The sequence below is a fragment of the Nonomuraea sediminis genome, assembly GCF_018531495.1.
Classification (GTDB): domain Bacteria; phylum Actinomycetota; class Actinomycetes; order Streptosporangiales; family Streptosporangiaceae; genus Nonomuraea; species Nonomuraea sediminis.
The window spans coordinates 76,935-98,077 of the sequence record NZ_JAHDTI010000015.1; the positions used below are offsets into that span (position 1 = coordinate 76,935).

A 21,143-nucleotide genomic window follows, 5' to 3' on the forward strand; every position below is an offset into this window, starting at 1 on the left:
GCCGGCCAATGTTCGGCAAATGTATTCAGACGCGCGACACGCGGATCAATCGGACCTGGGCGGACAGCCTTCCATAATCTTTCACCGTGGCGATCAACGCCGCACGCTCTTCCGTTTTCCTGCGTAACGGGCGATATCACATGACGTTGCTCGTCAAGGACCTGTGGACAGGCGCCGTCGAGCGATTCGCGATCGGGCGTACCTGGTGCCCAGCCGCCTGCGTGCGGCTTGCTGAAGGGGAGAATGCACATGCGATCGCCGGCTGACGGCAAGATCCGGATCATGCGGATCATCGCCAGGATGAACGTGGGCGGGCCCGCCAGGCAGGTGTCAGGGCTGAGCAGGCACCTCGATCCAGCCCGGTTCGAGCAGCGCCTCTACACGGGTCACGTCGCCGCGGGTGAGGCCGATCACCTTGCGCTCTCCGCACCGGACATCAAGACCTGGGTCGTCCGCGGGCTGGGCCGGTCCGTGCGCCCGCTCGACGACCTGGCGGCGCTGGCCCAACTGCACACGGAGATGCGCCGGTTCCGGCCGCACATCGTGCACACGCACACCGCGAAAGCAGGTGCGCTCGGGAGAACGGCCGCGATGCTCGCCCGGGTCCCCGCGGTCGTGCACACCTACCACGGGCACCTGCTGCATGGCTCCTTCTCCGCGCGGACGACCAGGCTCGTCGTCGGCGTGGAGAAGATACTCGCCAGATCCGCCGACCGCCTGCTCACCGTGGGAGCGCGGGTGCGTGACGACCTGATCGCGGCCGGGATCGGACGGCCTGGTCAGTACATCGTGATGCCTCCGGGGACCTCGGTCGGGCCGCCGCCGGCCGTCGCGGAGGCCCGGCGGATGCTCGGGCTTCCCGCCGATGCGCTCGTCGTCTCCTACGTCGGCAGGGTCACCGCCATCAAGCGGCCCGACCGGCTGCTGGCCGTGTTCAGGAGCGTCCTTGCGGCGCGGCCGCGGACCCGGTTCGTGGTGTGCGGTGAGGGCGACATGCTGAACGTCGTACGCGCCGCGGAGGCCGAGTTCGCCGGAGCACTGAGTCTGGTGGGCTGGCGGTCGGACGTGGAGACGGTGTACGCGGCCTCCGATGTGACCCTGCTCGCATCGGACAGCGAGGGTATGCCGCTGTCCCTGATCGAGGCGGGCATGGTCGGCATTCCTGCGGTGGCGACCCGCGTGGGCAGCGTGGCCGAGGTGGTCAATGACGGCAGCACAGGCCTCCTGTCGGGCACGGATGCGGACGAGCTCGCCGGACACGTCCTGCGCCTGCTGGACGACGGCGAGCTCCGCCGGACCATGGGGGAAGCCGCCAGGGAGTGGGTGACGCACCGCTTCGGCGTTCCCCGGTTGGTCGCCGACACGGAAGCCGTGTACACCGAGATCGCCCGGGCACACGGCTGGTGACATGATTCCGCGCAGCCCGATCTGGCAGGCGCGTGTGAACGGGCAACCGCAAGATTACCCTCATGGATGAAATGAGGTAATTGTTTTCCACTGGGACACCGTTACCGCCCCATTCATCGCGATAGCGGTCCTTTAGTCTTCTGTCGTGACCAATAATCCTGCGTTCATCATCACCATCGACGTGGAAGCGGATGACGCGTGGAATGGATCCACCGAAGTCACCGCGGAGAACGCGGCATTTCTGCCGAGGTTCCAGGAGCTCTGCGAGAAGTACCGCCTGCGTCCCACCTACCTCGTGGAGTGGGCCATGGCGCAAAGCCCTGCGTTTCGCGAGTTCGGCCAGGCCGTCATCACCGGCAAGACCGCCGAGCTCGGCATGCATCTCCATTCGTGGACGACTCCCCCGCACCGACCGCTGACCGAGGCGGACCACCGGCACAAGCCTTTTCTCATCGACTTCCCGCCGGCGGTCATGGCGGAGAAGGTCAAGGTGATAACGGGCACGCTGGAGGACGTCTTCCAGATGCCCGTGACCAGCCATCGGGCCGGTCGGTGGATGCTCGACGAGACGTACGCCAGAATCCTGGTCGAGCATGGCTATCTGGTGGACTGCTCCGTGACGCCGCACATCTCCTGGGCCGGCACGCGGGGCGCCCCTGGGGGACGCGGTCCGTGTGACTACTCGCGGTTCCCTGAGCAGCCGTATTTCGTCGACCTTCAGGACATCGGGAAGGCGGGGGTGTCCCCGCTCCTGGAGGTGCCCATGACCATCGTGCGACGGCCACGGGCGGGGTGGCTGGGCAGGACCGCCGGCTTGGCGGGCCGGTCAGGCCTCGCGAGCCGCGTGGTGAACCGGCTGTCTCCCGAGGTGACCTGGATGAGACCGAACGGCCGCAACCGCCGCCAACTGCTCGACCTTGCACGTACGGCCCGCACCCAGGGGCGGCAGCACGTGGAGTTCATGATCCATTCCTCTGAGCTCATGCCGGGCGGGAGCCCTTACTTCCGCAGTCGGCGCAGCGTGGAGGGGCTCTACGCCGACCTGGAAGCGCTCTTCGCCTGCGTGGCGAGTGGCTATGACCCGATGACCCTGACCGAGTTCCATGCCAGGGTCAATCGCCCGGCGACCCAGGCGTGATCCGCGCCTGAGGCGCCCGTCACGCCCGCTGCCTCATGGAGGCGCTCTCAGTCGTCCTGCGAACCGATCGTGATCAGGGCCGCCCGGTGGAACTGCGGCGGCACCGGGATCAGCGTGACCCGGCAGTCGGGGTCGGCCTCGAAGACGTGCAGGTGCAGGCAGTTGTAGTAGATGACGCGGATCGGCCCGGGCACGCCGTCAGGCAGGCCGGCCGCGCGCTTCTTCAGCGTGTCGAGGAACCCCGCCATGACGTCCGCGTTGAACGGGTTGAACAGGAAGTAGAGCGTCCCGTCCTCCGGCGCCAGTGTGCGGATGTCACCGATCACGATCGTCACCGGATAGTTCCGCAGGCGCGTCTCGGTCTCGGCCGCGACGTCCTCGTCGAGCTCGATCCCGTACATGCGGTAGCCGGGGAAGGTGTCCAGCCACCAGTTCAGCACCCGGCCCTTGCCACACCCGACATCCACGAGGACCTCGCCGGGCCGCAGGCCGTCACGGAAGAGCGGGGGGAGCTCCTCGTAGGCGATGTTGGCCGTGTTCTCGGCTCCCATGTGCGCGAAGGGCGTCTTCTTCGTCCCGCCGATGAAGGCGCCGAAGCGCCGATCGAAGAAATAGTTCTGCCGAAGCCGCTTGAATCTCCGGATGAGCATCGATGTGTTCATCGCTTGTTTCCCCCTGACCCGCCTGACCGAAGCTGGTTGGCGCGTGCACGTACCGATCTGAACGTGCCGCGCATGGCGGCCACACCGGCACGGATCTTTGGCGTCGCCCGCACGAAATTGATGACTTCCTGCCGGGGGGCAGCGGTGACCCTGTGCACCACTGTTCCCATCGCAGGGCGAGCCATCCACCCTTCCAATACTTCGACATTTCCGGTTTTGAACTGATCCTTGTAGGCGTGGCGGCCACGTCCCAGCTCGAAACACTCGATGCCAAGGGCCGCCGCGTCCTCGCTGAGTGCCATGAGCTGAATGAATCCCGGCGAATATTTTCCGAATTCCGGATCGTAGGACGGAAACCACAGCACGAGCGCCCGCGGCGTGTACAGGCCGAAATGGGCCGCCACCGGAACGTCTCCGGCGTACAGCACCGACAGACTGCCGGAGAACCCCTCGGATTGGGTGTGCTGGAGTCGGACGAGCATGTCCGCGAACCCGGGCTGGGCGTAGAGGTCGCCCTTGCCGGTCCGCAGGTACTGCCCGGACTTCCACTTCATGAACGTGCGCAGCGCGCCGCTGTCCAGCGAGCGCATCTCGTGGCGCACAGGGCCGACGTCCCTTTCGAGCTTGCGGCGCTTGTAGTTGATCCCCTTGAGCGTGACCGACGACCTACGCCGCATGCCCTCGACGTAGGCCTCGTAGCCGTGCCGCAGGTCGACCACGGGCGTGGGGAAGAGCTTGGAACGCTCGGAGGTGGCGACCAGCTGGCCGGTGACCTGGTGGTCGAACTGCCACACCGCCAGGTCGCACCCGCGCAGCAGCTCGCCCGCGTTCAGCTGAACCCCTGGGGCCAGGGCCGCCCCGTCGCGATCACGGAAGCCCCTGCCCACCGGCCGGGCGACGCCGAGCGCATTGCGCTGGTACGGGAAGAACCCGACGATGGAGTTCCCGTCGCTGACGACCGCCACGCGGACGCTGGGCCGGAATTCCGCCACCGCCGAGGTGAACTCGGGAGAAAGGAATGGATTGTCCTGCGCGGGGTCCGCGGCCTGGAATTTCCGCCACAGCGCGAGCTCGGACTGGCCGAGCTCTTGCGGGCGTACGGTGGTTACTCTCATGATTCCCGAATTTAACCAACCGGATCATCCCGGAGGCCTGCACGCCATAATTTGTTGGCTTATGGGCGATTCGGGCTGGCAAACTTCAGCCCTGACTTTCGGCAGCGTACGCCAATCGAAGTGGCGATCGAGTCGTAGCGAGCGGCAACTGGTCCACCCTGACTCCAACGGAACGCGATGTCGCGGGAAGGGGGAAACATGCGGGTACTGGTTACCGGTGGCGCAGGGTTCATCGGGGCGAATTTGTGTGCCGAACTGGCCAAGCGCCGGGAAATAGAGGACATCGTCGTGCTTGACGATCTGTCCACCGGTTCGCTGGACAACCTGTCGGGTATCGACGTCGAGTTCGTGCTCGGCAGCATTCTCGATCGTGATCTGCTGGACAAGGTCGCGAGGAAGGTCGACGCCGTCGTCCACCTCGGTGCCCGGCCTTCGGTGCCGCGGTCGCTCACCGACCCTGTGGCGACGCACGAGGCGAACGCCACGGGCACGCTCAACGTCCTGGAGGCCTGCCGCAGGATCGGCGCCCACGTCGTGGCCGCCTCGTCCTCGTCGGTCTACGGCAATTCCGCCGTTCTCCCGGCGCACGAGGGGCTGCCGACCCGCCCGCTGAGCCCGTACGCGGCCAGCAAGCTGGCCGCCGAGGGCTACCTGTCCGGCTACGCCGCCTCGTTCGGCCTGCCGATCCTGACGTTCCGGTTCTTCAACGTGTACGGCCCGCGGCAGGCGGCCAACCACGACTACGCGGCCGTCATCCCGAAGTTCCTGCACAGCGCGCTGCTCGGAGAGCCTGTGCGCGTCTACGGCGACGGCAGGCAGACGCGGGACTTCACCTTCGTCGGCAGCGTGGTCCGCGTGCTGGCCGACGCGGTGATCGGCCGGGTCACTTACGAAGGGCCGGTCAACCTGGCCTTCGGCACGAACACGTCGATCCTCGAGCTGATCGAGTCGATGCGGCGGACCCTGGGCCTGACCGTCGAGACCACGCACCTGCCCGCCAGGCCGGGAGAGGTGCTCAACTCGCGCGCCTGCAGCGACCAACTGGCCGAACTCTTCCCGGAGGTTCAGCCCACGCCGCTGAGCCGGGGACTCGAGATCACCTGTGACTGGATGGCAAAAGCGGTAGCGCGATGACCGGTGTCACCCACCTGAGGCACGCGGGGATGGACACCGGCTGACTGGTGATCTCCCAACGAGCTGCAGCCCCGGGCGAAGTACCCGCTCGGGGAGGGCGGCTCCTGGGTGAAGGGGTGCTACGGCCGGAAGCCGGTGCGTCAGTCGTGGCCGGCCTGCCCACCAAACGGCTGTGATTTATCACCCTCGCACCAGAATCTCCGAGACGAGGGCTGAGCACGATTAGCCCGCGCATTGCTCCCTAAAGTCTGCCTCAGCCTGATCAAGAAGGAGGACGGGATGCAATGGCAGACAAACTAGTAATTGTCGGGCAGGGATATGTGGGCCTGCCACTGGCGATGCGAGGAGTGTCGGCGGGCTTCGACGTCGTCGGGATCGACGTCGACGAACTGCGGGTCAAGCGGCTCAACGCCGCCGACTCCTTCGTCGAGGACATCTCCGACGACGAGCTCACCGCCGCGCTGGACACGGGCCGCTACCGGGCGACCACCGAACACGCCGACGCGCGGGGCTTCGACGTGTGCGTGATCACCGTGCCCACGCCGCTGCGCGACAGCGTGCCGGACCTGAGCTATATCGCCGAGGCGGGGCGTGCCATCGCTGACTGCATCGAGCCGGGCGCCACGGTGATCCTGGAGTCGACCACCTACCCGGGAACCACGGAGGAGATGCTGCGTCCGCTGCTGGAAGCAGGCTCTGGACTCCGCGCGCCGGAGGAGTTCCACCTCGGCTACAGTCCCGAGCGCATCGATCCGGGCAACACGCGCTGGCGGCTTCGGAACACGCCCAAGATTGTCTCCGGGATCGACGCGCGTTCCCTGGCCAAGGTCAAGAACTTCTACGACAGGATCGTCGAGACGACGGTCCCGGTGTCCACCACGGCCGTCGCCGAGCTGTGCAAGCTCCTGGAGAACACCTTCAGGCACGTCAACATCGCTCTGGTGAACGAGCTGTCGATCTTCGCGCAGCAGCTCGGCATCGACGTGTGGGAGGCCATCGACGCGGCCTCCACCAAGCCCTTCGGCTACATGCGCTTCCTGCCGGGTCCCGGCGTGGGAGGACACTGCCTGCCGATCGACCCGTCGTACCTGTCGTGGCAGGTCAAGCGGACCCTCGGACACAACTTCCGCTTCGTCGAACTGGCCAACGACATCAACGACCACATGCCGGCCCACGTGGTCAGCCGCATCGGCCTGATGCTCAACAGGGCGGGCAAGCCGTACAACGGCAGCCGCCTGCTGGTGCTCGGGCTGGCCTACAAGAAGAACAGCGGGGACACACGCGAGTCGCCGGCGATCGAGGTGGTCAAGCGGCTCAACCGGCTGGGCGCCGAAGTGCGGATCGCCGATCCGTGCGTGGAGCCCGGCGACTTCCCCCCCGACGTGATCCCTGTCGGCGCGACCGAGCACGAACTGGCCGAGGCCGACGCGGTGATCATCCTGACGGACCACGACATGTTCGACTTCGGCCTGATCCAGCGGGCGAGCCGAAGGGTGTTCGACACCCGCAACCGCTGCAGGGGCGAGAACGTCGAACGGCTCTAGGTCAATGATCGGTGATCATTCGGCAAGGCTTCTGACCTGCGCGGGTGATGCTTGATCGAGAGGAAATAACGGCTTCCGTACCCATGTCCACTATGGAGCTCGAATGATCAGAAGAAGCCTGGCCGTCGCCGTTATGGCGACAGCCGTTAGCGGGGCCTGGACGGCCGCCACCATCTCGGCGGGGTTCGCCGAGACCAAGGTGTCGACGTTCAAGGTCAATCCGCCACCGGACGACAACAGCGACTGGTCGGACAACAACGACTGGTCCAACAACAACGACTGGTCGGACAACAACGACTGGTCCGACAACAAAGACCACGGGGACGACCATGGCGACGACCATGGCGACGACCACGGGGACGACCACGGGGACGACCACGGGGACGACAACAAGAAGGACCACTTCTACCCGCCGAAACACCGCGATCACCACCACGTTCACCACAATCACCACCGTCACCACCACCACCGCCACTGCGGTGGCTGCGGTGGACCCGGCCCATGCGGTGGCGGGTGCGGTGGCCCCGGTGGCCCCGGCGGCCCCGGCGCGGGTCCTGTTAACGCGGCACCCGTCGCAGCACAGGGCTCGCAGCTGCCCATGACAGGTCGCAACATCGGTGCCATGGCCGCCGTCGGCGGGGGGCTACTGGCACTGGGGAGCACCGGAGTCGTGGTCGCGGTTCGCCGTCGTCGCAACTCCACCGTTGCCGAATAAGCGGCGCCGCCGCGTCGCCGTAGCGGGCCTGCTGGCCGTGGCCGCCCTGGTATCTGCAGGGGGCTGGTCAGCAGGGCGCGCTCTGAGCGTGAGAGATCACCTCGAGCTGGTCAGAGACGCTCTGCTCCAGCTGCGGAAGGTCGCGGACACGGGCGACCCGGCCACTCTGGCCGGGTCGCTACGCGAGGCGGAGGCGCAGGCGGCGGAGGCGCGCAGGCTCACCAGCGGCTTCGACTGGTCGCTGCTCGAGCGGGTTCCTGTCGCGGGAGACGGGGCCACGGTCGTGCGGGTGCTGTCCGAGACCGCCGCCGAGCTGACCGACGTGCTGGGAGACGTCCGGGAGATCGGCGCGGGTCTGCTGACCGGCGCCACGCATTCCGTGACCAAGCTTCGCAAGCTACTGTCCGATCTCGACACGGCCGCACCGGTGCTCCAGAGCGCTGTCACCCGCCTGCAGGACGCGCGATCCCGCCTGGCCGCCACGCCCGCCTCCTCGAACGTCACCCAGGTGGACGAGGCGCGTACCACGGTACTGCGCGAAATGGACGAGCTGAAAGGCAAGCTGGACGCCGCGGCCACCGCCGCCACCCTGCTGCCGGCGATGCTGGGCCGAGACGGCCCGCGCCGCTACTTCCTGGCCTTCCAGACCAACGCCGAGTCCCGTGGGACCGGCGGGCTGGTGGGAGCGTTCGGCATCCTCGAGGCCGAGCACGGGCACATCCACGTGCAGCAGCTGGCCAGCAACGCCGAGCTCCCCCTCACCTCCACGCCGGTGGCCGACCTCGGCCCCGACTACCTTCACCGCTACGGGCCGGGCGCCGCCAGGCTGCTCTCCGTCTCCAACCTCTCACCCCACTTCCCCTACGCCGCCACCATCTGGACCGGGCTGTGGGAACGCCGGACCGGCCAGCGGCTGGACGGCGCCATCGCCACCGACCCCGTGGGCCTTTCCTACCTGCTGCGGCTGATCGGACCCGTCACCCTGCCCAGCGGGGAGAAGGTGACCGCGGACAACGTCGTCGACCTCACCGAGCGGGTCGCCTACGCGCGCTACCAGGACCAGGCCGAGCGCAAGCAATTTCTCATCGGCCTGGCCGGGACCGTCAGCAAGGCCATGACCCACTCGCTCTCCGACCCGGCCAAGGCTCTACCTGTGCTGTCGCAGCTGGTCGCCGACCACCGCCTGCAGATCTGGAGCCGCAGGCCGGACGAGCAGCGCCTGCTGGCCGAGACGCCGCTGTCAGGCGAGCTCACGACCTCGCCGGGGCCGTTCGCCGGGCTGGTGGTGAACAACTCCGCGGGCGGCAAGCTCGACTACTACCTGGACCGCTCCGTCGACTACCAGCTCGAGCCCTGTTACGGCGGGCAACGCTTCTCGCGGGTGCGGATCACCCTGCGCAACGACGTCCCACGCGGGACACTCCCCGACTACGTCACCGGCCGGCTCGACTACCCGGATCGGCCCACGGCCGTCGGCGCCAACCGGCTGTGGGTATCGCTGTACGCCGGCGTGGGCGCGCGGCTGTACTCGGTGCAGATGGACGGGCGCGCCACCTCGGTGGACGAGGAGAAGGAGCGATCCCACCCGATCTACTCGAAGATGATCGAGCTGCCTCCCCGGCAGTCGAGAACGCTGGAGTTCACCCTGGTGGAGCCGTACTCGAACCAGCCTCCGCAGGTCCCCGTCCAGCCGCTGGCACGGCCGCAGCACACCACGATCACGCAGAGTCCTGGTGGATGCATTCCCTGAGCAAAGCTCCAGCGCGCCGCGGCCATGGGCCGATGGGCGCACCCTAACGTCACACCCGTGGTTGAGCCCATGGAAACAGGCCGTCATCGGTCCGCCAGCGACTTCTTGTTGCTGTTCGTCTGCACGGCGAACATCTGCCGCTCGCCGATGGCCGAGCGGCTGACCCGCGCCGCCCTCCCTGCCATGCCGATCGTGGCGATGAGCGCGGGGACCCACGGCATTCCCGGCAGGCCGATGCCCGTCGAGGCGGCCGCTGCCTTGCGCGAATGCGGTGGCAACCCGGACGGTTTCGTCTCGCAACCGCTGACCGAAGAGCTGGTACGCGCGGCCGACCTGGTGCTGACGGGCGCGATGGAGCATCGCCGCGAGGTCGTCACGATACTGCCGCAGGCGGCGAGCCGGACGTTCACCATCATGGAGTTCGGCGCCCTGGCGGCGGCCGTGTCCACCGCGGAGCTCGCCGAGATCGACAACCGGGTACTGCGGGCGCAGACGCTGGTGGAGCAGGCCCGCCTGCTGCGCGGAGTGGTGCGGCCCGAGGACCTGGACGTCGCCGACCCCTTCGGCGGTCCCGCGAGGGGATACAAAGCAGCGGCCCGGCAGATCGCTGCCGGGCTCGCTCCCTTCTTCGGGCACTTCGCGCCTATGCCCCAACGGGCGTTGGACGTTCGCTGACCTTGTCGCCCTCGGAGGCGATGCTGCCGTAGCCGTACCTGCCGTAGCCGTAGCCGTAGCCGTAACCGTCGCCGCCCCTGGTCGGGGCGAAGTTGAGCACGGTGCCGAGCACCCGCGCGTTGACGGAGGCGAGCAGGTCCATCGCCCGCGCCAGATGCTCCCTGCGGGACTTGGCGTAGCGTGCGACGAGAAGTGCGCCGTCACAGACGGCGGCGAGCGCGGCGGCGTCGGTGACCGGCAGCAGCGGCGGCGCATCGATGATCACCATGTCGTAGTCATCGGAGAGCCGCTTGAGCAGATGCTTCATCTGCTGGGAGCCGAGAAGTTCGCTCGGGTTGGGCGGGACAGGCCCGCTGGGCAGCACGGAAAGGCCGTTGGGCCCCCACAGCTGCACCACGTCACCGAGCCCGGCACGCCCGATCAGGACGTCGGTCAGCCCGACGCCGCCTTCGATGCCGAGGTATTCGGGGATGCGTGGCCTGCGCAGGTCGGCGTCCACGAGGATCACCCGCCAGCCCGCCTGGGTCAGGGCGATCGCCAGGTTGCTGGCCGTGGAGGACTTCCCCTCACCCGGCAGCGAACTGGTGACGACCAGCGACTTGGGCTGCTTGTCGACCCCGATGAACTGCAGGTTGGTGCGGAGTGACCGGAACGCCTCCGCCCGCGCGGACCCTCCTCCCCCGCTCCGGACGATCAGCGGGTGCTTGCGGGCGTCCCGCTCGAAGCTGATGATCCCGAGCGTGGGGCTGTTGGAGATCTCCTGCATGGCATCGCTGGACTTGATCGTCGTGTCCAGTCTGTCGCGCAGGACAATGGTTGCCGCGCTCAACAGCAGCGACAGCAGTACGGCCAGCCCGAAGTTGAGCACCGGCCTGGGACTGACGGGCACCGTGGGAAGCTCCGCGTGGTCCACCACCGTGACCCTGACGGTCGCGGCACTGAACGGGGTCGGCCGCTCGAGCTCGTCGATGAGCTTGGTGAAGGTGGTGCCGAGGGCATCGGCCAGCGCACGGGCGCGTGCCGGGTCGGTGTCGGACACCGTCGCGCGCAGCAGGACCGTTTCCGGTACCGCTTCCGCCCTGATGTGGTCCTGGAGGGTGTGCACACCAGCGCTTCCCACCAGTTGCTCGAGCACGCGGCGGCTGGTGAGCAGGTTGGCGTAGGACTTCACCCGCTCCTGAGACAGCAGGACCGCCTGGTAGGCGGTTTCGGTGCTGCCCTTGTTGTTCTGGGCCGAGACCAGCAGGGAGATCGACGCCTCGTACGTCGGCGGCGTGTTGACGGTCACCACATAGGCCGCGCCCAGAGCTATGACGAGAGACACCAGAATGAGCAGCAGGTTTCTCCGGGCGAGCCGGATGTAATAGACCAAATCCACGGACTGATACGCCTCTCAAGAGAGCTTGCGGGTTGACTGTGGTGGCGCACCCGATACGGTCGCCGTTTCGTAGACGTCAACGCCCTGGAAGAGGGCGATGAGGATGAGCGCGGCCGCGGCAGCAGCGATCACCGCGGGCATGGCGTCCACCGCACCGAGGACGACGGCCAGCCCCAGGAGTCCGCCGAGCGCGGCCACCCCCGCCAGAGTCACGGCCACCGTTCCGGTGCCGAGACCCAACCTCCGCAGCCGGTGCGACAGATGATCCGTGCCTCCCTGGAAGGGCGACCTGCCGTTCAGCAAGCGAGAGAGCAGGACGACGGCGGTGTCCACGACACCCAGGAACGTCGACAGCAGCAACCCCGCGGAAACGGCGGCGCCGTCCTGCTTGGACACGAGCAGGACTGCGCAGCAGGAGGTGGTGAATCCCAGGTAGAGCGAGCCCGCGTCACCCATGAACATCTTGGCTGGACGCCAGTTGTGCAGGAGGAAGCCCAGGCAGGCCGCGGACAGGGCCGCCAGGAGCAGGCCGGGACCTGCCTGGCCGAGAGCGAACGCCGTCGCGGAGAGCAGTCCGCAGCTCGCGGCTGCGATGCAGGTCAGCGCGCCGTCCATGTTGTCGAGCAGGTTGAAGGCGTTGGTCATGAGGACGATCCACAGCACGGTGATGGGGATGTCCATCCACTGGCCGGACAGCGGCGCGCGTACACCGTTGAGCACGACCCCGGTCGCGACCACGATCTCGACCGCCAGCCTGACGAGGGGAGACAACGGCTGCAGATCGTCAAGCAGGCCCAGGACCGCCACGGCGCAACTACCGAGCAGGATCGCGATCATGGCGGAGTCGTCGGCGGCGGCGTACGCCGCCGTCAGCGTCCCGAGCAGGATCGCGATGCCTCCCAGGTAAGGAGTCACCTCGCGGTGAACCTTGCGGACGTCGGGCTGGACCGTGAGACCCCGCCGAAGAGCCAGCCGCCGAAGCGGGACCGCGGAGGTGGCACTGACCAGGCCCGCGGCCGTACCGGTCAGGAGCACGGTCGTCAGCATCATGGGGCGAGCACCGAGCCCTCCTGACGCGCTGCCGAGATGGTGTCCGTGAGGATGTCGCGCAGATTGCGCTGGGGAACCCAGCCGGTCAGTCCGCGCAGTTTCGAGGTGTCGGGGACCCTGCGCATCATGTCCTCGAAGCCGGGCTCGTAGGCCTCGTGGTAGGGAACCATCCTGACTCCGGCGTTGCTGCCGCACATCTCACCGATCTGCTTGGCCAGTTCGAGGATGGTCACCTCCTCGTTGGACCCGATGTTGAAGGTCTGCCCGATCGCGTTGGGTTCGCCGAGCAGTCTGACCAGGGCATCGACCACGTCGTGGACGTGTGCGAAGCAGCGGGTCTGGGTGCCGTCGCCGTACACCGTGAGTTCTTCGTCACGCAGGGCCTGATGGACGAGGCGAGGGATGACCATCCCGTATGCGGGGCTCTGGCGTGGACCGACCGTGTTGAACAGCCGGACCACGATGGTCTCCAGCCCGCGCTCCCTGTGGAAGGCGTTGGCCAGGATCTCGTCGACCGCCTTGGCCGTGCTGTAGGACCAGCGGACAACGGCTGGGCTGCCGAGGATCCGGTCGGCGTCCTCGCTCAACGGACCCGAGGCGTTCTTTCCGTAGATCTCACTCGTGCTGGCGACGAGGATCTTCTTGCGGTGGCAGAGCGCCGCCTCGATAACGGCCTCGGTGCCACGGATGTTCGTGATCAGTGACCGCAGAGGCTTCTCCATGATCATCTTGACGCCGACGGCGGCGGCCAGGTGGACGACGACGTCGCACTCCCGAACCAGCTCGTCCACGATGGCGGCGTCGAGCACGGAGCCGTGCACGAACCGGACATCGCGCGCACTGGGGACGTTGCCCTGCGAACCGCTGGCGAGGTTGTCCAGGATGATGATCTTGTCACCTCGCCGCAGCAGGGCTTCGACCAGGTGCGAGCCGATGAAGCCGGCCCCTCCCGTCACCAGATATGTGGTCTGTACGTTGCCATCCATGCGGCTCTCCCCTTCCGCTCGGCCAACTGAAAGCCGGGGATTTTCAGTTATGCAGGGTTATTCGATCACGGGGTCAGCGGAATTCTGCCCAGGACGAATATATGGCGTAACAAGTCAGGTTCATGCGTGGTCGCGGTTATGGTCAGCGAGTTCCATCGGAATGAGAAAGCGGTGGCAAAATGACCCTGCGCACGGCCGATTCTGTCGCGATTTCCGTCGTGTCCATCCGGCCGGTCTCCGTTAGGTCCTGATAGCTTCCTCGTTGTCCCGACAATCCCGCGGACTGTCGGAACTTCGTTGCAAGATGCGGAGCAAGCAGGTCGATGTGTCGGTTATTGAGCATTTTCGCGTGCGAATCACCAATCTGAATACCACTTGCGCTGGCGCATCCCGTTATGACCTTGTTTGCGCCTCAGCAACGGCGTGTCTGGTCGCGATCGTGCTGGTGCTGCTGGACGAGCACAGGTACATGACGCTGGCCATTCCCGCGGTCTTGTTCGCGGTGTTCGCCATCGTGCGGCCACGCGCCGCGAGCCTTTCTCTACTACCGCTGGGCTTGCTCATCTCCATCGCCTTCGAATGGGGCTTTTCTGGAGACCTGGACGCCAGCCAGGCCACCGCCGCCGTCGTCACCGCGTGCGTGGCCATCGTCACCGCGGGAGTGAGCATGAGGTGGCTGTCCGGGCAGTTCCGCCTGTGCGTTGATCATCTGCTCATCGGCGGGCTGGGCGCCCTGGTCATGGCCTCCTACCTCGCTCCGTCGGTTGTCATGCCGAGCTGGATGAACGCGAACAGCCTGGTCGACAGCCACCACTTTCCCGGGCTGCTCGTGTGCCTGCTGATGCTCGCCATCACGCTCGCCGTGCGGCCCAAACCCGCGCACATCCTTCAGCTGTTCGTCTGGAGCAGCGTCGCGGTCGCCGTGTTCGCCTTCTCCCGTGGCCTTTACGGGGGCAACAACCGGCTCTACACCGAGGTCTACTACTCGACCTGGCTCGGCATCATCGAGGGGCCCGCGGTGGTGGTCTGTATCGGCCTGGCGTACGTCCGCCGCACCCCGCTCTGGCTCGCTCCCGCTGCGATCTGCCTGGCTTGCGTCATCGCGTCGGGCTCCAGAGCCGGAATGCTGGCCGCGGTGGTCGGTGTGACGTTCTTCCTCATGACGGGACGCACCGGCTTCCTGCGGGTCTTGTACATGCTCGTACTGGGGCTCGGCGCAGTCATGATCCTCAGGTACGGGGGGTCCGCGGAGGACCTGCTGGCGCCGCTGCGGGCCGGCTCCAGCATCGACTCCAGCGACATGCATCGCACAGGGCTCATGACGTCCTCTCTGCAGCTGATCGCGCAGCACCCGCTGCGGGGCGTCGGGTACGGAAACCTCGTCGACATGATCGATATCTCGTACGGCCCGCGGACCGGCGCCCACAACGACTACATCCGGCTGGCGGCCGAGAACGGCCTTCCCGCGCTGGTGTTGTTCCTGGTCCTCGTCTTCCGCGGCGTCCGGTCAAGACAGCAGGGCGATCTCGGCGTGATCCGAGCCCTGGTGGTCTCCTGCCTGGTCTGGATCGGCACGGACGTGGCGCTCCCCCACCCGGTGATCTCGGTACATTTCTGGATCCCGCTGGCCTGCCTTCTGGCCGCGAGAGTGGAACGCGGTCGAGCCGACGCCGTCGCGCGCTCCGGAGCACCGGCGTGAAGGGCGCATCTGATCGGGAATCTTTCGGTCGCCCAGGCTCGTGACGCGCCGGCAGCAGGTGGAGGCGCGATCGAGCCTGCGGGTCAACCGCCTGTTCCTCGGTCCGATCCTGGGCGCTCGTAGCGATCCAGATCCTGCCGCGCGCCGGGTGTACCTGCTGCGGTCCGAACGAGGACGAAAGGCTGAGCACACGTCCGTTCAGCGAGATGGCGCCGGGCAGGAGGATGGCCTACCTGGCCGTGTCGAACGACGACCTGAGGTAGGCGCTGTTCGTGAAGTCTTTCGCGCAGGGACGGTCCGATACGGCTTCCACCTGCGGCCGGAGCCCGGTGAACGGGCTCCGCTAGTGGTCGGCCTCGACGCCGGCGGTGATGATGAAGGCCGGGTTCACGGACGCCTGCTCCTGGCCTTGTCGGTCAGGTAGAGCGCGACGCCTGCCGGCATGCTGGTGAGCGCGAGCAGCTTGGCGCCGGCGCCGATCAGATCGGCCAGCTGGGCCATCGGGCCGATGCGCAGGTGGAGGCTGGATCGCACGTACTGCGCGGAGGACTTCATGAAGAGCTTCCGCGCGCTGGGCCAGTACTTGAGGTCCCGGTTCAGCCTGGTCATGTAGACGGCCCGTCGGCCCGCCGCCAGATCGCCGAAGGGGCGCGCGCTCAGCCTGTCGGCGCCGTCCAGCGAGTACCAGCGGACGGCCGCGTCCAGATACCTGATCAGCAGGTCGCCGCTCACCCTGGACCACACGGGGCTCTCCGCGACGAACCGCTGTCCGGGCGGCTCGGGGAACGGGTGCTGCCGCAGCCGCTCCAGCCGATCGAAGCGGAGCCGCTCCTCGAGGATCTTGTGCCGGTAGGAAGCGTCGAGGTAGGTGACGTCGCGGTAGGGCTCGCCCGGTTCGAAAGGTACGCCGAGGGGGCCTTCGGCCGTCATGCAGCGACCGGACACCCCGCAGAACTCGTGCCTGCGCGAGAGCGGTATCGCCGTCCATGCTTCCCAGATGGTCCGCAGCCCGTCGTCGAGCAGCGTGTCGTCGGAGTCCACGATCCCGGCCAGTTCGCCCGTCGCCTCGCGTACTCCCCTGTTGTGCGCCACGTGCTTGCCCCCGTTCTTGGGCAGCCGGACGTAGCGCAGGGGAAACCTGGCCTGGCGGCGGAACGCGTCGACGACCGCCTGCGTGTCGTCGGTGGAGCCGTCGTCGACGATGATCCATTCAAAGTCGGCGCGCTGCCGGCAGAGGCTGTCAAAGAGCCGGGGCAGGCAGTGCGCCCGGTTGTAGGTGGGAGTGATCACGCTGATGTTCACCGCGGCCTCCGGCCCTCGTCCTTGGTACTGCCGTTCTGCAGGATGGAGCGTTGATTCTCCGCACATCCGACTATGAGGTGGGTGACGTCCGAGCTGAGGCGATCGGCACTCCGCGTCCGTTAATGGATCGGCCAAATAGTGATCAGGGTCGCTCTGCGAGCACGGGCGGCTTGCGCCGGGAGGCTAGCCTGCCGGCCATGGCCAGGACGGCACGCACCTCCGCGGGGCCGGCGACCACGGCGGATACCGGCAGCCCTGTGGTCCTGAGGAACCACACGGTCTGCAGGATCCCGAGGCAGGCATAGGCCACCGACGAGGCGATCGCGCATCCCAGCCCGCCGAGCACCGGGAGCAGCGCCAGGCTCAGCGCCGCGTTCAGCGCGAAGACCGACAGCGAGATCGTGGCCGCCAGCCCCGGCCGGTTCAGCCGCAGCAGGTGCGTCCACAACGGACGCGTCGCATTGAAGATCAGCAACCCGGGGGCCAGCCCCAGCAGAGGGAACAGGCTGTCGCGGAAGTCGGCCCCGTACACCAGCGGGATCATCACCGGCGCGGCGCCGCACAGGACCGCCATCGACACGGCGCCGACCAGGCCGGCGACCCTGGTGGCCTTGGCGGTGATCGCGGCCGCGTCGGCCAGTTCCTCATCCGCCTGGCGGGACAGCGCGATCAGAGACAGCGATGAGGTCGCGACGAAGACCAGGTCGATCAGGGTGGTCGCGATGGAGAACAGGCCCGCCGCCTGCGCGGAGTCGGCCGCATCCACCATGAGCAGGTCGACGCGCAGCAGGAGCTGCGTGGCCACCAGCCCCACGTGGTTGCGCACGCCCAGTGTCAGCGTGCGCACGGCCAGCCCCAGATCCAGGGGCACCCGCCTGAACCGGCCTCCGCGCAGGTACAGCAGCAGCGGGACGGCGGTGGACAGCACCCAGAGCGGCACGGCGGTGCCGATGGTCAGCCCGCCTGTGCCCATCAGCAGCAGCAACAGCACGAACTGGCTCGCGGATCCGGCGAAGGATCCCCAGGTGACCAGCACGATCCGGCCCTCGAGGCCGAGGACACCCGCCAGGTAGGTGCTGGTGATGACGATGGACGGCATCGTGAGCGCGATGACCAGCGTGATGCCGTCGTACGGCCGCGCGGTCCCCGAGCCCCAGATGACGGCCACTCCCGCGACGACCGCCGAGATCAGGCCGAGAATCGGGCCGAGAAACAGACAGTTGGCGCGCAGGCTCGGCCGGTCTCGGACGTTCTGCCAGCGCGAGACGAGCGCCTGATCGATCGACAGGTTTCCGATCAGCGTCGCCATGATGGCGATCGAGACGAGAACGTAGTACGTACCCCGGCCGGACGGGGACAGCTGCCTGGCGATCAAGGCGCCGGTCATCGCGTTCATCATCAGCGTGGCGCCCCGCGCGAAGAGCGTCCCGATCGTGGCCGTGCCCCAGCTGCTCACAGCCGACTCCCCACTCCCGCCTCCGCCGAGGTCACCGGGCGGCGGCGGGGCCGTGGGCGGAGGATGGGCCGTTCCACCAGCCGTGGGCGCGGGCGAGGTCGGTGTACAGGGCCTCGGTGTCGGCGACCAGCCGAGGGACGCCGAACCGCTGGGTCATCCGGTCCACGGCCGCCTTCCCCATGGCCTGTCGCAGGGCGTCGTCGTCCAGCAGGCGGAGCACGTGGCGGGCCAGTTCGTCGGCGTCGGGCTCCGCCAGCAGGCCGGTCTCGTCGTCATCGACCACCTCGGCCACGCTGCCCACACGGGTCGCCACGGCCGGCACGCCGACCATGCCCGCCTCGATCAGCGACAGCGGCATGCCCTCGCTGTCCGAGGCGAGGACAGTCACGTCGGAGGCCGCGTAGACCGTCTCCACGTCCGACCGCCAGCCCACCAGCCGCAGCGCTTCACCGAACTCGGCCTGCGCGGCGCGCAGGACGTCCATCAGGTCGCCCTCGCCGCAGACCACGAACACGGTGTCCGGACGGGCCGCCAGCACGGTCCTGGCCACGGCGAGCAGTCGGTCGGGCCGCTTGATGGCGGTGACCCTGCCGACGTAGGAGACGACGGGCACGTCTTCCGCGAGCCCGAGCAGCCGGCGGGCCTCAGGGCCGGTCGGCGGCGTGCCGACCGCGGTACCCGGAGGCATCACGACGTACTGCGCGGGTCGTCCGATCCCTGCAGCGATCAGGTCGTTCCTGACTCGCGCCCCGACGGTCAGCAGCCGGTCGGTGGCCATGGCGAGCACCTTCTCGACGCCGACGACCAGACCGGTCGTCCGCCTGGAGAAGGCGCCGTGCAGCAGGTGGCCGTGGTAGGTGTGCACGACGGCGGGCACCCGGGTCAGGACCGCGGCCATCCTGCCGAGCGCTCCCGCCTTGGCGGTGTGAGTGTGCACGATGTGCGGGCGAAAACGGCGCATCTCGGCGACCAACCGGGCGAGCGCCGCCATGTCGTCCAGCGGGCGGACCGTCCGTCCCAGCCCGCGGATGACCTTGGCCTTGACGTCGGGGGCGGACAGCGTCAGGTGGTCGGCCTCCCCCTCGGCGACGTGACCCGTGTAGAGGCGCTGCTCGAAGCGGGCGGGGTCGAGGTTCCTGCTCAGCCCCGACACCTGCCGGGCGGGTCCGCCGACGTTCATCCTGGCGATGATCCGCATGACGCGGATCCTGCGGTCAGTGGGCGACTGCATGCGTTTTCTCCCATCCGGCGAGCCGCCGGCAGGCGGCCAGGTAGGTGTCGACCGTCGCGTCGGCGCAGGACCTGCCCGCGTTCCGCAGCAGGGCGGCCGCGTCGAGGAGGTGGCGGTGGCCCCTGTAGCGGCCGAGCGTGCGGGCGTGCGGCCCGCGTTCGAAGAGCACACCTACCGAGACGTTCACGCCATGCGCCGGCAGGCCGTTGGCGAGCAGGGTCACCCGATACTCGGCCCCGCCGAGCCCCCATTGCCCGATAGGCAGGAAAACGTAAGGGCGCGCGGTGTCGATCATCACGGAGAAAGACTATGAGGCGGTTATCGGTCCAGGTCCGATTGATCCGCGTGTCGCGCCCGTGAATACATTTTGCCAAATACTTCCCGGCACGCGAGTTTCCGCAGGTGAATGCGCCTTGCTACCGTCGCGCGGCCGGGTGTGCGCGATATTTGCCTTCTTTGGAAATTGGCTTGCAGCACAAAAAGGCCCGGCGGTTGACCGCCGGGCCGATTTTGTTTACTAGTGGTTGGCCAGGAAGGCCAGCAGGTCCTGCCGGGTGATCATCCCGGCGGGCTTGCCGTCCTCCAGGACGACCGCCGCGTCCGCCTTCTCCAGCGCCTCGACCGCGCGCGAGACCGGCTCGCCGTTGCCGATCATCGGAAGCGGAGCCGACATGTGGTCGGAGATCGGGTCGTCGGAGCTGATCTTGCCGTGGTACAGGGCCTCGAGCAGGTCGCGCTCCAGGATGGAGCCGACCACCTCGGCCGCCATCACCGGCGGCTCCTCCTTCATGACGGGAAGCTGCGACACCGAGTACTCGCGCATGATCGTGATCGCGGTGCCGACCGTCTCGTGCGGGTGCGCGTGCACGAACTCGGGCATGCCCGAGCTCTTGCGCGACAGCACGTCGCCGACCAGCCCCTCTTCCGAGGTCTCGATGAGGAAGCCGTAGTCGGCCATCCAGTCGTCGTTGAAGATCTTCGACAGGTAGCCCCTGCCGCCGTCGGGCAGCAGCACGACCACCACGTCGTCGGGCCCGGCCTGGGCCGCCACCTGCAGCGCGGCGACCACGGCCATCCCGCACGAGCCGCCGACCAGCAGCCCCTCCTCGCGGGCGAGCCTGCGGGTCATGTTGAAGGAGTCCTTGTCGGAGACCGCGATGACCTGGTCGCAGATCGTCGTGTCGTAGGTCTCCGGCCAGATGTCCTCGCCGACGCCCTCCACCAGGTACGGCCGGCCGCTGCCACCGGAGTACACCGAGCCCTCGGGATCGGCGCCGATGATCTTCACGCGGCCGTCGGAGATCTCCTTGAGGTAGCGCCCGGTGCCGCTGATCGTGCCTCCGGTGCCGATGCCGGCCACGAAGTGCGTGATGCGGCCCTCGGTCTGCTCCCAGATCTCCGGACCCGTGGAGTAGTAGTGGGACTCGGGGTTGTTCGGGTTGGTGTACTGGTTGGGCTTCCAGGCGTTCGGGATCTCCCGGGCCAGGCGGTCGGAGACCGAGTAGTAGGAATCGGGGTGGTCGGGCGAGACCGCGGTCGGGCAGACGACCACCTCCGCGCCGTAGGCGCGCAGCACCGCGACCTTGTCCTGGGCCACCTTGTCGGGGACCACGAAGACGCACTTGTAGCCGCGCTGCTGGGCCACCAGAGCCAGGCCCACGCCGGTGTTGCCGGAGGTCGGCTCGACGATCGTGCCGCCGGGACGCAACTGGCCCGACCGCTCGGCCGCGTCGATCATCCGGACGGCGATGCGGTCCTTGACCGAGCCGCCCGGATTGAAGTACTCGACCTTGGCGAGCACCTGGGCGGGCACACCAGCGTTGACCTTGTGCAACCGGACGAGCGGGGTGTTACCCATGAGCTCGACCAGGGAATCGTAAACGCGCACCGAGGTGTTCACC

At 67.7% G+C, this 21,143-nt stretch carries 19 protein-coding genes; 9 read left to right on the forward strand and 10 right to left on the reverse strand.

What is annotated here, in order from left to right:
- Positions 1 to 86: 86 nt before the first annotated feature.
- From KIK09_RS45980 to KIK09_RS45990, 3 genes are all read left to right on the forward strand, one after another.
- Positions 87 to 266, forward strand: a complete 180-nt coding sequence (locus KIK09_RS45980) for a hypothetical protein (protein ID WP_214325867.1) — start codon at positions 87 to 89, stop codon at positions 264 to 266.
- Entirely contained in the window at positions 250 to 1,407 is a 1,158-nt protein-coding gene (locus KIK09_RS45985) for a glycosyltransferase (RefSeq protein WP_214325868.1), read from the forward strand. The genes KIK09_RS45980 and KIK09_RS45985 overlap by 17 nt, the downstream gene beginning before the upstream one ends.
- 145 nt (positions 1,408 to 1,552) lie before the next feature.
- Positions 1,553 to 2,545: a polysaccharide deacetylase family protein gene (locus KIK09_RS45990; protein ID WP_214325869.1), complete on the forward strand. Its 993-nt coding sequence runs from the start codon at positions 1,553 to 1,555 to the stop codon at positions 2,543 to 2,545.
- Positions 2,546 to 2,592: 47 nt separating this feature from the next.
- On the opposite strand, the gene KIK09_RS45995 is transcribed toward KIK09_RS45990, so the two are convergent.
- Together KIK09_RS45995 and KIK09_RS46000 are read right to left on the reverse strand one after the other, a co-directional pair.
- Positions 2,593 to 3,195, reverse strand: a complete 603-nt coding sequence (locus KIK09_RS45995; RefSeq protein WP_214325870.1) for a class I SAM-dependent methyltransferase — start codon at positions 3,193 to 3,195, stop codon at positions 2,593 to 2,595.
- An 8-nt stretch (positions 3,196 to 3,203) separates the two neighbouring features.
- Positions 3,204 to 4,322 carry a GNAT family N-acetyltransferase gene (locus KIK09_RS46000; RefSeq protein ID WP_214325871.1) on the reverse strand — a complete coding sequence of 373 codons (1,119 nt, stop codon included), beginning with the start codon at positions 4,320 to 4,322 and terminating at the stop codon, positions 3,204 to 3,206.
- 198 nt (positions 4,323 to 4,520) lie between these two features.
- Between KIK09_RS46000 and KIK09_RS46005 the strand changes: the two genes are divergently transcribed.
- From KIK09_RS46005 to KIK09_RS46025, 5 genes are all read left to right on the forward strand, one after another.
- Positions 4,521 to 5,456, forward strand: a complete 936-nt coding sequence (locus KIK09_RS46005; RefSeq protein WP_214325872.1) for an NAD-dependent epimerase/dehydratase family protein — start codon at positions 4,521 to 4,523, stop codon at positions 5,454 to 5,456.
- A gap of 284 nt (positions 5,457 to 5,740) precedes the next feature.
- Positions 5,741 to 7,000, forward strand: a complete 1,260-nt coding sequence (locus tag KIK09_RS46010; RefSeq protein ID WP_214325873.1) for a nucleotide sugar dehydrogenase — start codon at positions 5,741 to 5,743, stop codon at positions 6,998 to 7,000.
- Between the two features lie 103 nt (positions 7,001 to 7,103).
- The gene (locus KIK09_RS46015) at positions 7,104 to 7,715 is read left to right on the forward strand and encodes an LPXTG cell wall anchor domain-containing protein (RefSeq protein WP_214325874.1); all 612 of its coding nucleotides are present in this window, start codon (positions 7,104 to 7,106) and stop codon (positions 7,713 to 7,715) included.
- An 88-nt stretch (positions 7,716 to 7,803) separates the two neighbouring features.
- Positions 7,804 to 9,465, forward strand: a complete 1,662-nt coding sequence (locus KIK09_RS46020) for a DUF4012 domain-containing protein (protein WP_214325875.1) — start codon at positions 7,804 to 7,806, stop codon at positions 9,463 to 9,465.
- 57 nt (positions 9,466 to 9,522) lie between these two features.
- Complete coding sequence (locus tag KIK09_RS46025; RefSeq protein ID WP_214325876.1) at positions 9,523 to 10,140, forward strand: arsenate reductase/protein-tyrosine-phosphatase family protein; 618 nt, start codon at positions 9,523 to 9,525, stop codon at positions 10,138 to 10,140.
- Here the strand turns inward: KIK09_RS46025 and KIK09_RS46030 are convergent.
- The 3 genes from KIK09_RS46030 to KIK09_RS46040 are packed head-to-tail and all read right to left on the reverse strand — an operon-like array spanning position 10,109 to position 13,554.
- Positions 10,109 to 11,518: a tyrosine-protein kinase domain-containing protein gene (locus KIK09_RS46030; RefSeq protein WP_214325877.1), complete on the reverse strand. Its 1,410-nt coding sequence runs from the start codon at positions 11,516 to 11,518 to the stop codon at positions 10,109 to 10,111. The genes KIK09_RS46025 and KIK09_RS46030 overlap by 32 nt on opposite strands.
- Before the next feature lie 15 nt (positions 11,519 to 11,533).
- Positions 11,534 to 12,568: an MraY family glycosyltransferase gene (locus KIK09_RS46035; RefSeq protein WP_214325878.1), complete on the reverse strand. Its 1,035-nt coding sequence runs from the start codon at positions 12,566 to 12,568 to the stop codon at positions 11,534 to 11,536.
- Positions 12,565 to 13,554: an NAD-dependent epimerase/dehydratase family protein gene (locus tag KIK09_RS46040; protein WP_214325879.1), complete on the reverse strand. Its 990-nt coding sequence runs from the start codon at positions 13,552 to 13,554 to the stop codon at positions 12,565 to 12,567. The genes KIK09_RS46035 and KIK09_RS46040 overlap by 4 nt, the downstream gene beginning before the upstream one ends.
- A 304-nt stretch (positions 13,555 to 13,858) precedes the next feature.
- Here KIK09_RS46040 and KIK09_RS46045 point away from each other — a divergent pair, with 304 nt between their 5' ends.
- On the forward strand, positions 13,859 to 15,253 hold the full coding sequence (locus KIK09_RS46045; RefSeq protein WP_214325880.1) for an O-antigen ligase family protein: 1,395 nt from the start codon (positions 13,859 to 13,861) through the stop codon (positions 15,251 to 15,253).
- Positions 15,254 to 15,640: 387 nt separating this feature from the next.
- On the opposite strand, the gene KIK09_RS46050 is transcribed toward KIK09_RS46045, so the two are convergent.
- The 5 genes from KIK09_RS46050 to KIK09_RS46070 all read right to left on the reverse strand — a co-directional run bounded on the left by KIK09_RS46050 (position 15,641) and on the right by KIK09_RS46070 (position 21,130).
- A complete protein-coding gene (locus tag KIK09_RS46050) occupies positions 15,641 to 16,555 on the reverse strand; it encodes a glycosyltransferase family 2 protein (protein ID WP_214325881.1) in 915 nt (304 codons plus the stop codon).
- 142 nt (positions 16,556 to 16,697) lie between these two features.
- The gene (locus tag KIK09_RS46055; protein WP_214325882.1) at positions 16,698 to 18,011 is read right to left on the reverse strand and encodes a lipopolysaccharide biosynthesis protein; all 1,314 of its coding nucleotides are present in this window, start codon (positions 18,009 to 18,011) and stop codon (positions 16,698 to 16,700) included.
- Positions 18,012 to 18,042: 31 nt separating this feature from the next.
- On the reverse strand, positions 18,043 to 19,242 hold the full coding sequence (locus KIK09_RS46060; RefSeq protein ID WP_214325883.1) for a glycosyltransferase: 1,200 nt from the start codon (positions 19,240 to 19,242) through the stop codon (positions 18,043 to 18,045).
- The gene (locus KIK09_RS46065) at positions 19,226 to 19,540 is read right to left on the reverse strand and encodes a hypothetical protein (protein WP_214325884.1); all 315 of its coding nucleotides are present in this window, start codon (positions 19,538 to 19,540) and stop codon (positions 19,226 to 19,228) included. Before KIK09_RS46065 ends, KIK09_RS46060 begins: the two co-directional genes overlap by 17 nt.
- Before the next feature lie 219 nt (positions 19,541 to 19,759).
- A complete protein-coding gene (locus tag KIK09_RS46070; RefSeq protein WP_214325885.1) occupies positions 19,760 to 21,130 on the reverse strand; it encodes a cystathionine beta-synthase in 1,371 nt (456 codons plus the stop codon).
- Positions 21,131 to 21,143 lie beyond the last annotated feature (13 nt).

Coding starts and splice junctions, on each gene's coding strand:
- KIK09_RS46000 (WP_214325871.1), bottom strand. CDS start 4,322: ATGAGAGTAACCACCGTACGCCCGCAAGAGCTCGGCCAGTCCGAGCTC.
- KIK09_RS45995 (WP_214325870.1), bottom strand. CDS start 3,195: ATGCTCATCCGGAGATTCAAGCGGCTTCGGCAGAACTATTTCTTCGAT.
- KIK09_RS46015 (WP_214325874.1), top strand. CDS start 7,104: ATGATCAGAAGAAGCCTGGCCGTCGCCGTTATGGCGACAGCCGTTAGC.
- KIK09_RS46060 (WP_214325883.1), bottom strand. CDS start 19,242: ATGCAGTCGCCCACTGACCGCAGGATCCGCGTCATGCGGATCATCGCC.
- KIK09_RS46010 (WP_214325873.1), top strand. CDS start 5,741: ATGGCAGACAAACTAGTAATTGTCGGGCAGGGATATGTGGGCCTGCCA.
- KIK09_RS46045 (WP_214325880.1), top strand. CDS start 13,859: ATGCGGAGCAAGCAGGTCGATGTGTCGGTTATTGAGCATTTTCGCGTG.
- KIK09_RS46005 (WP_214325872.1), top strand. CDS start 4,521: ATGCGGGTACTGGTTACCGGTGGCGCAGGGTTCATCGGGGCGAATTTG.
- KIK09_RS45985 (WP_214325868.1), top strand. CDS start 250: ATGCGATCGCCGGCTGACGGCAAGATCCGGATCATGCGGATCATCGCC.
- KIK09_RS46040 (WP_214325879.1), bottom strand. CDS start 13,554: ATGGATGGCAACGTACAGACCACATATCTGGTGACGGGAGGGGCCGGC.
- KIK09_RS46035 (WP_214325878.1), bottom strand. CDS start 12,568: ATGATGCTGACGACCGTGCTCCTGACCGGTACGGCCGCGGGCCTGGTC.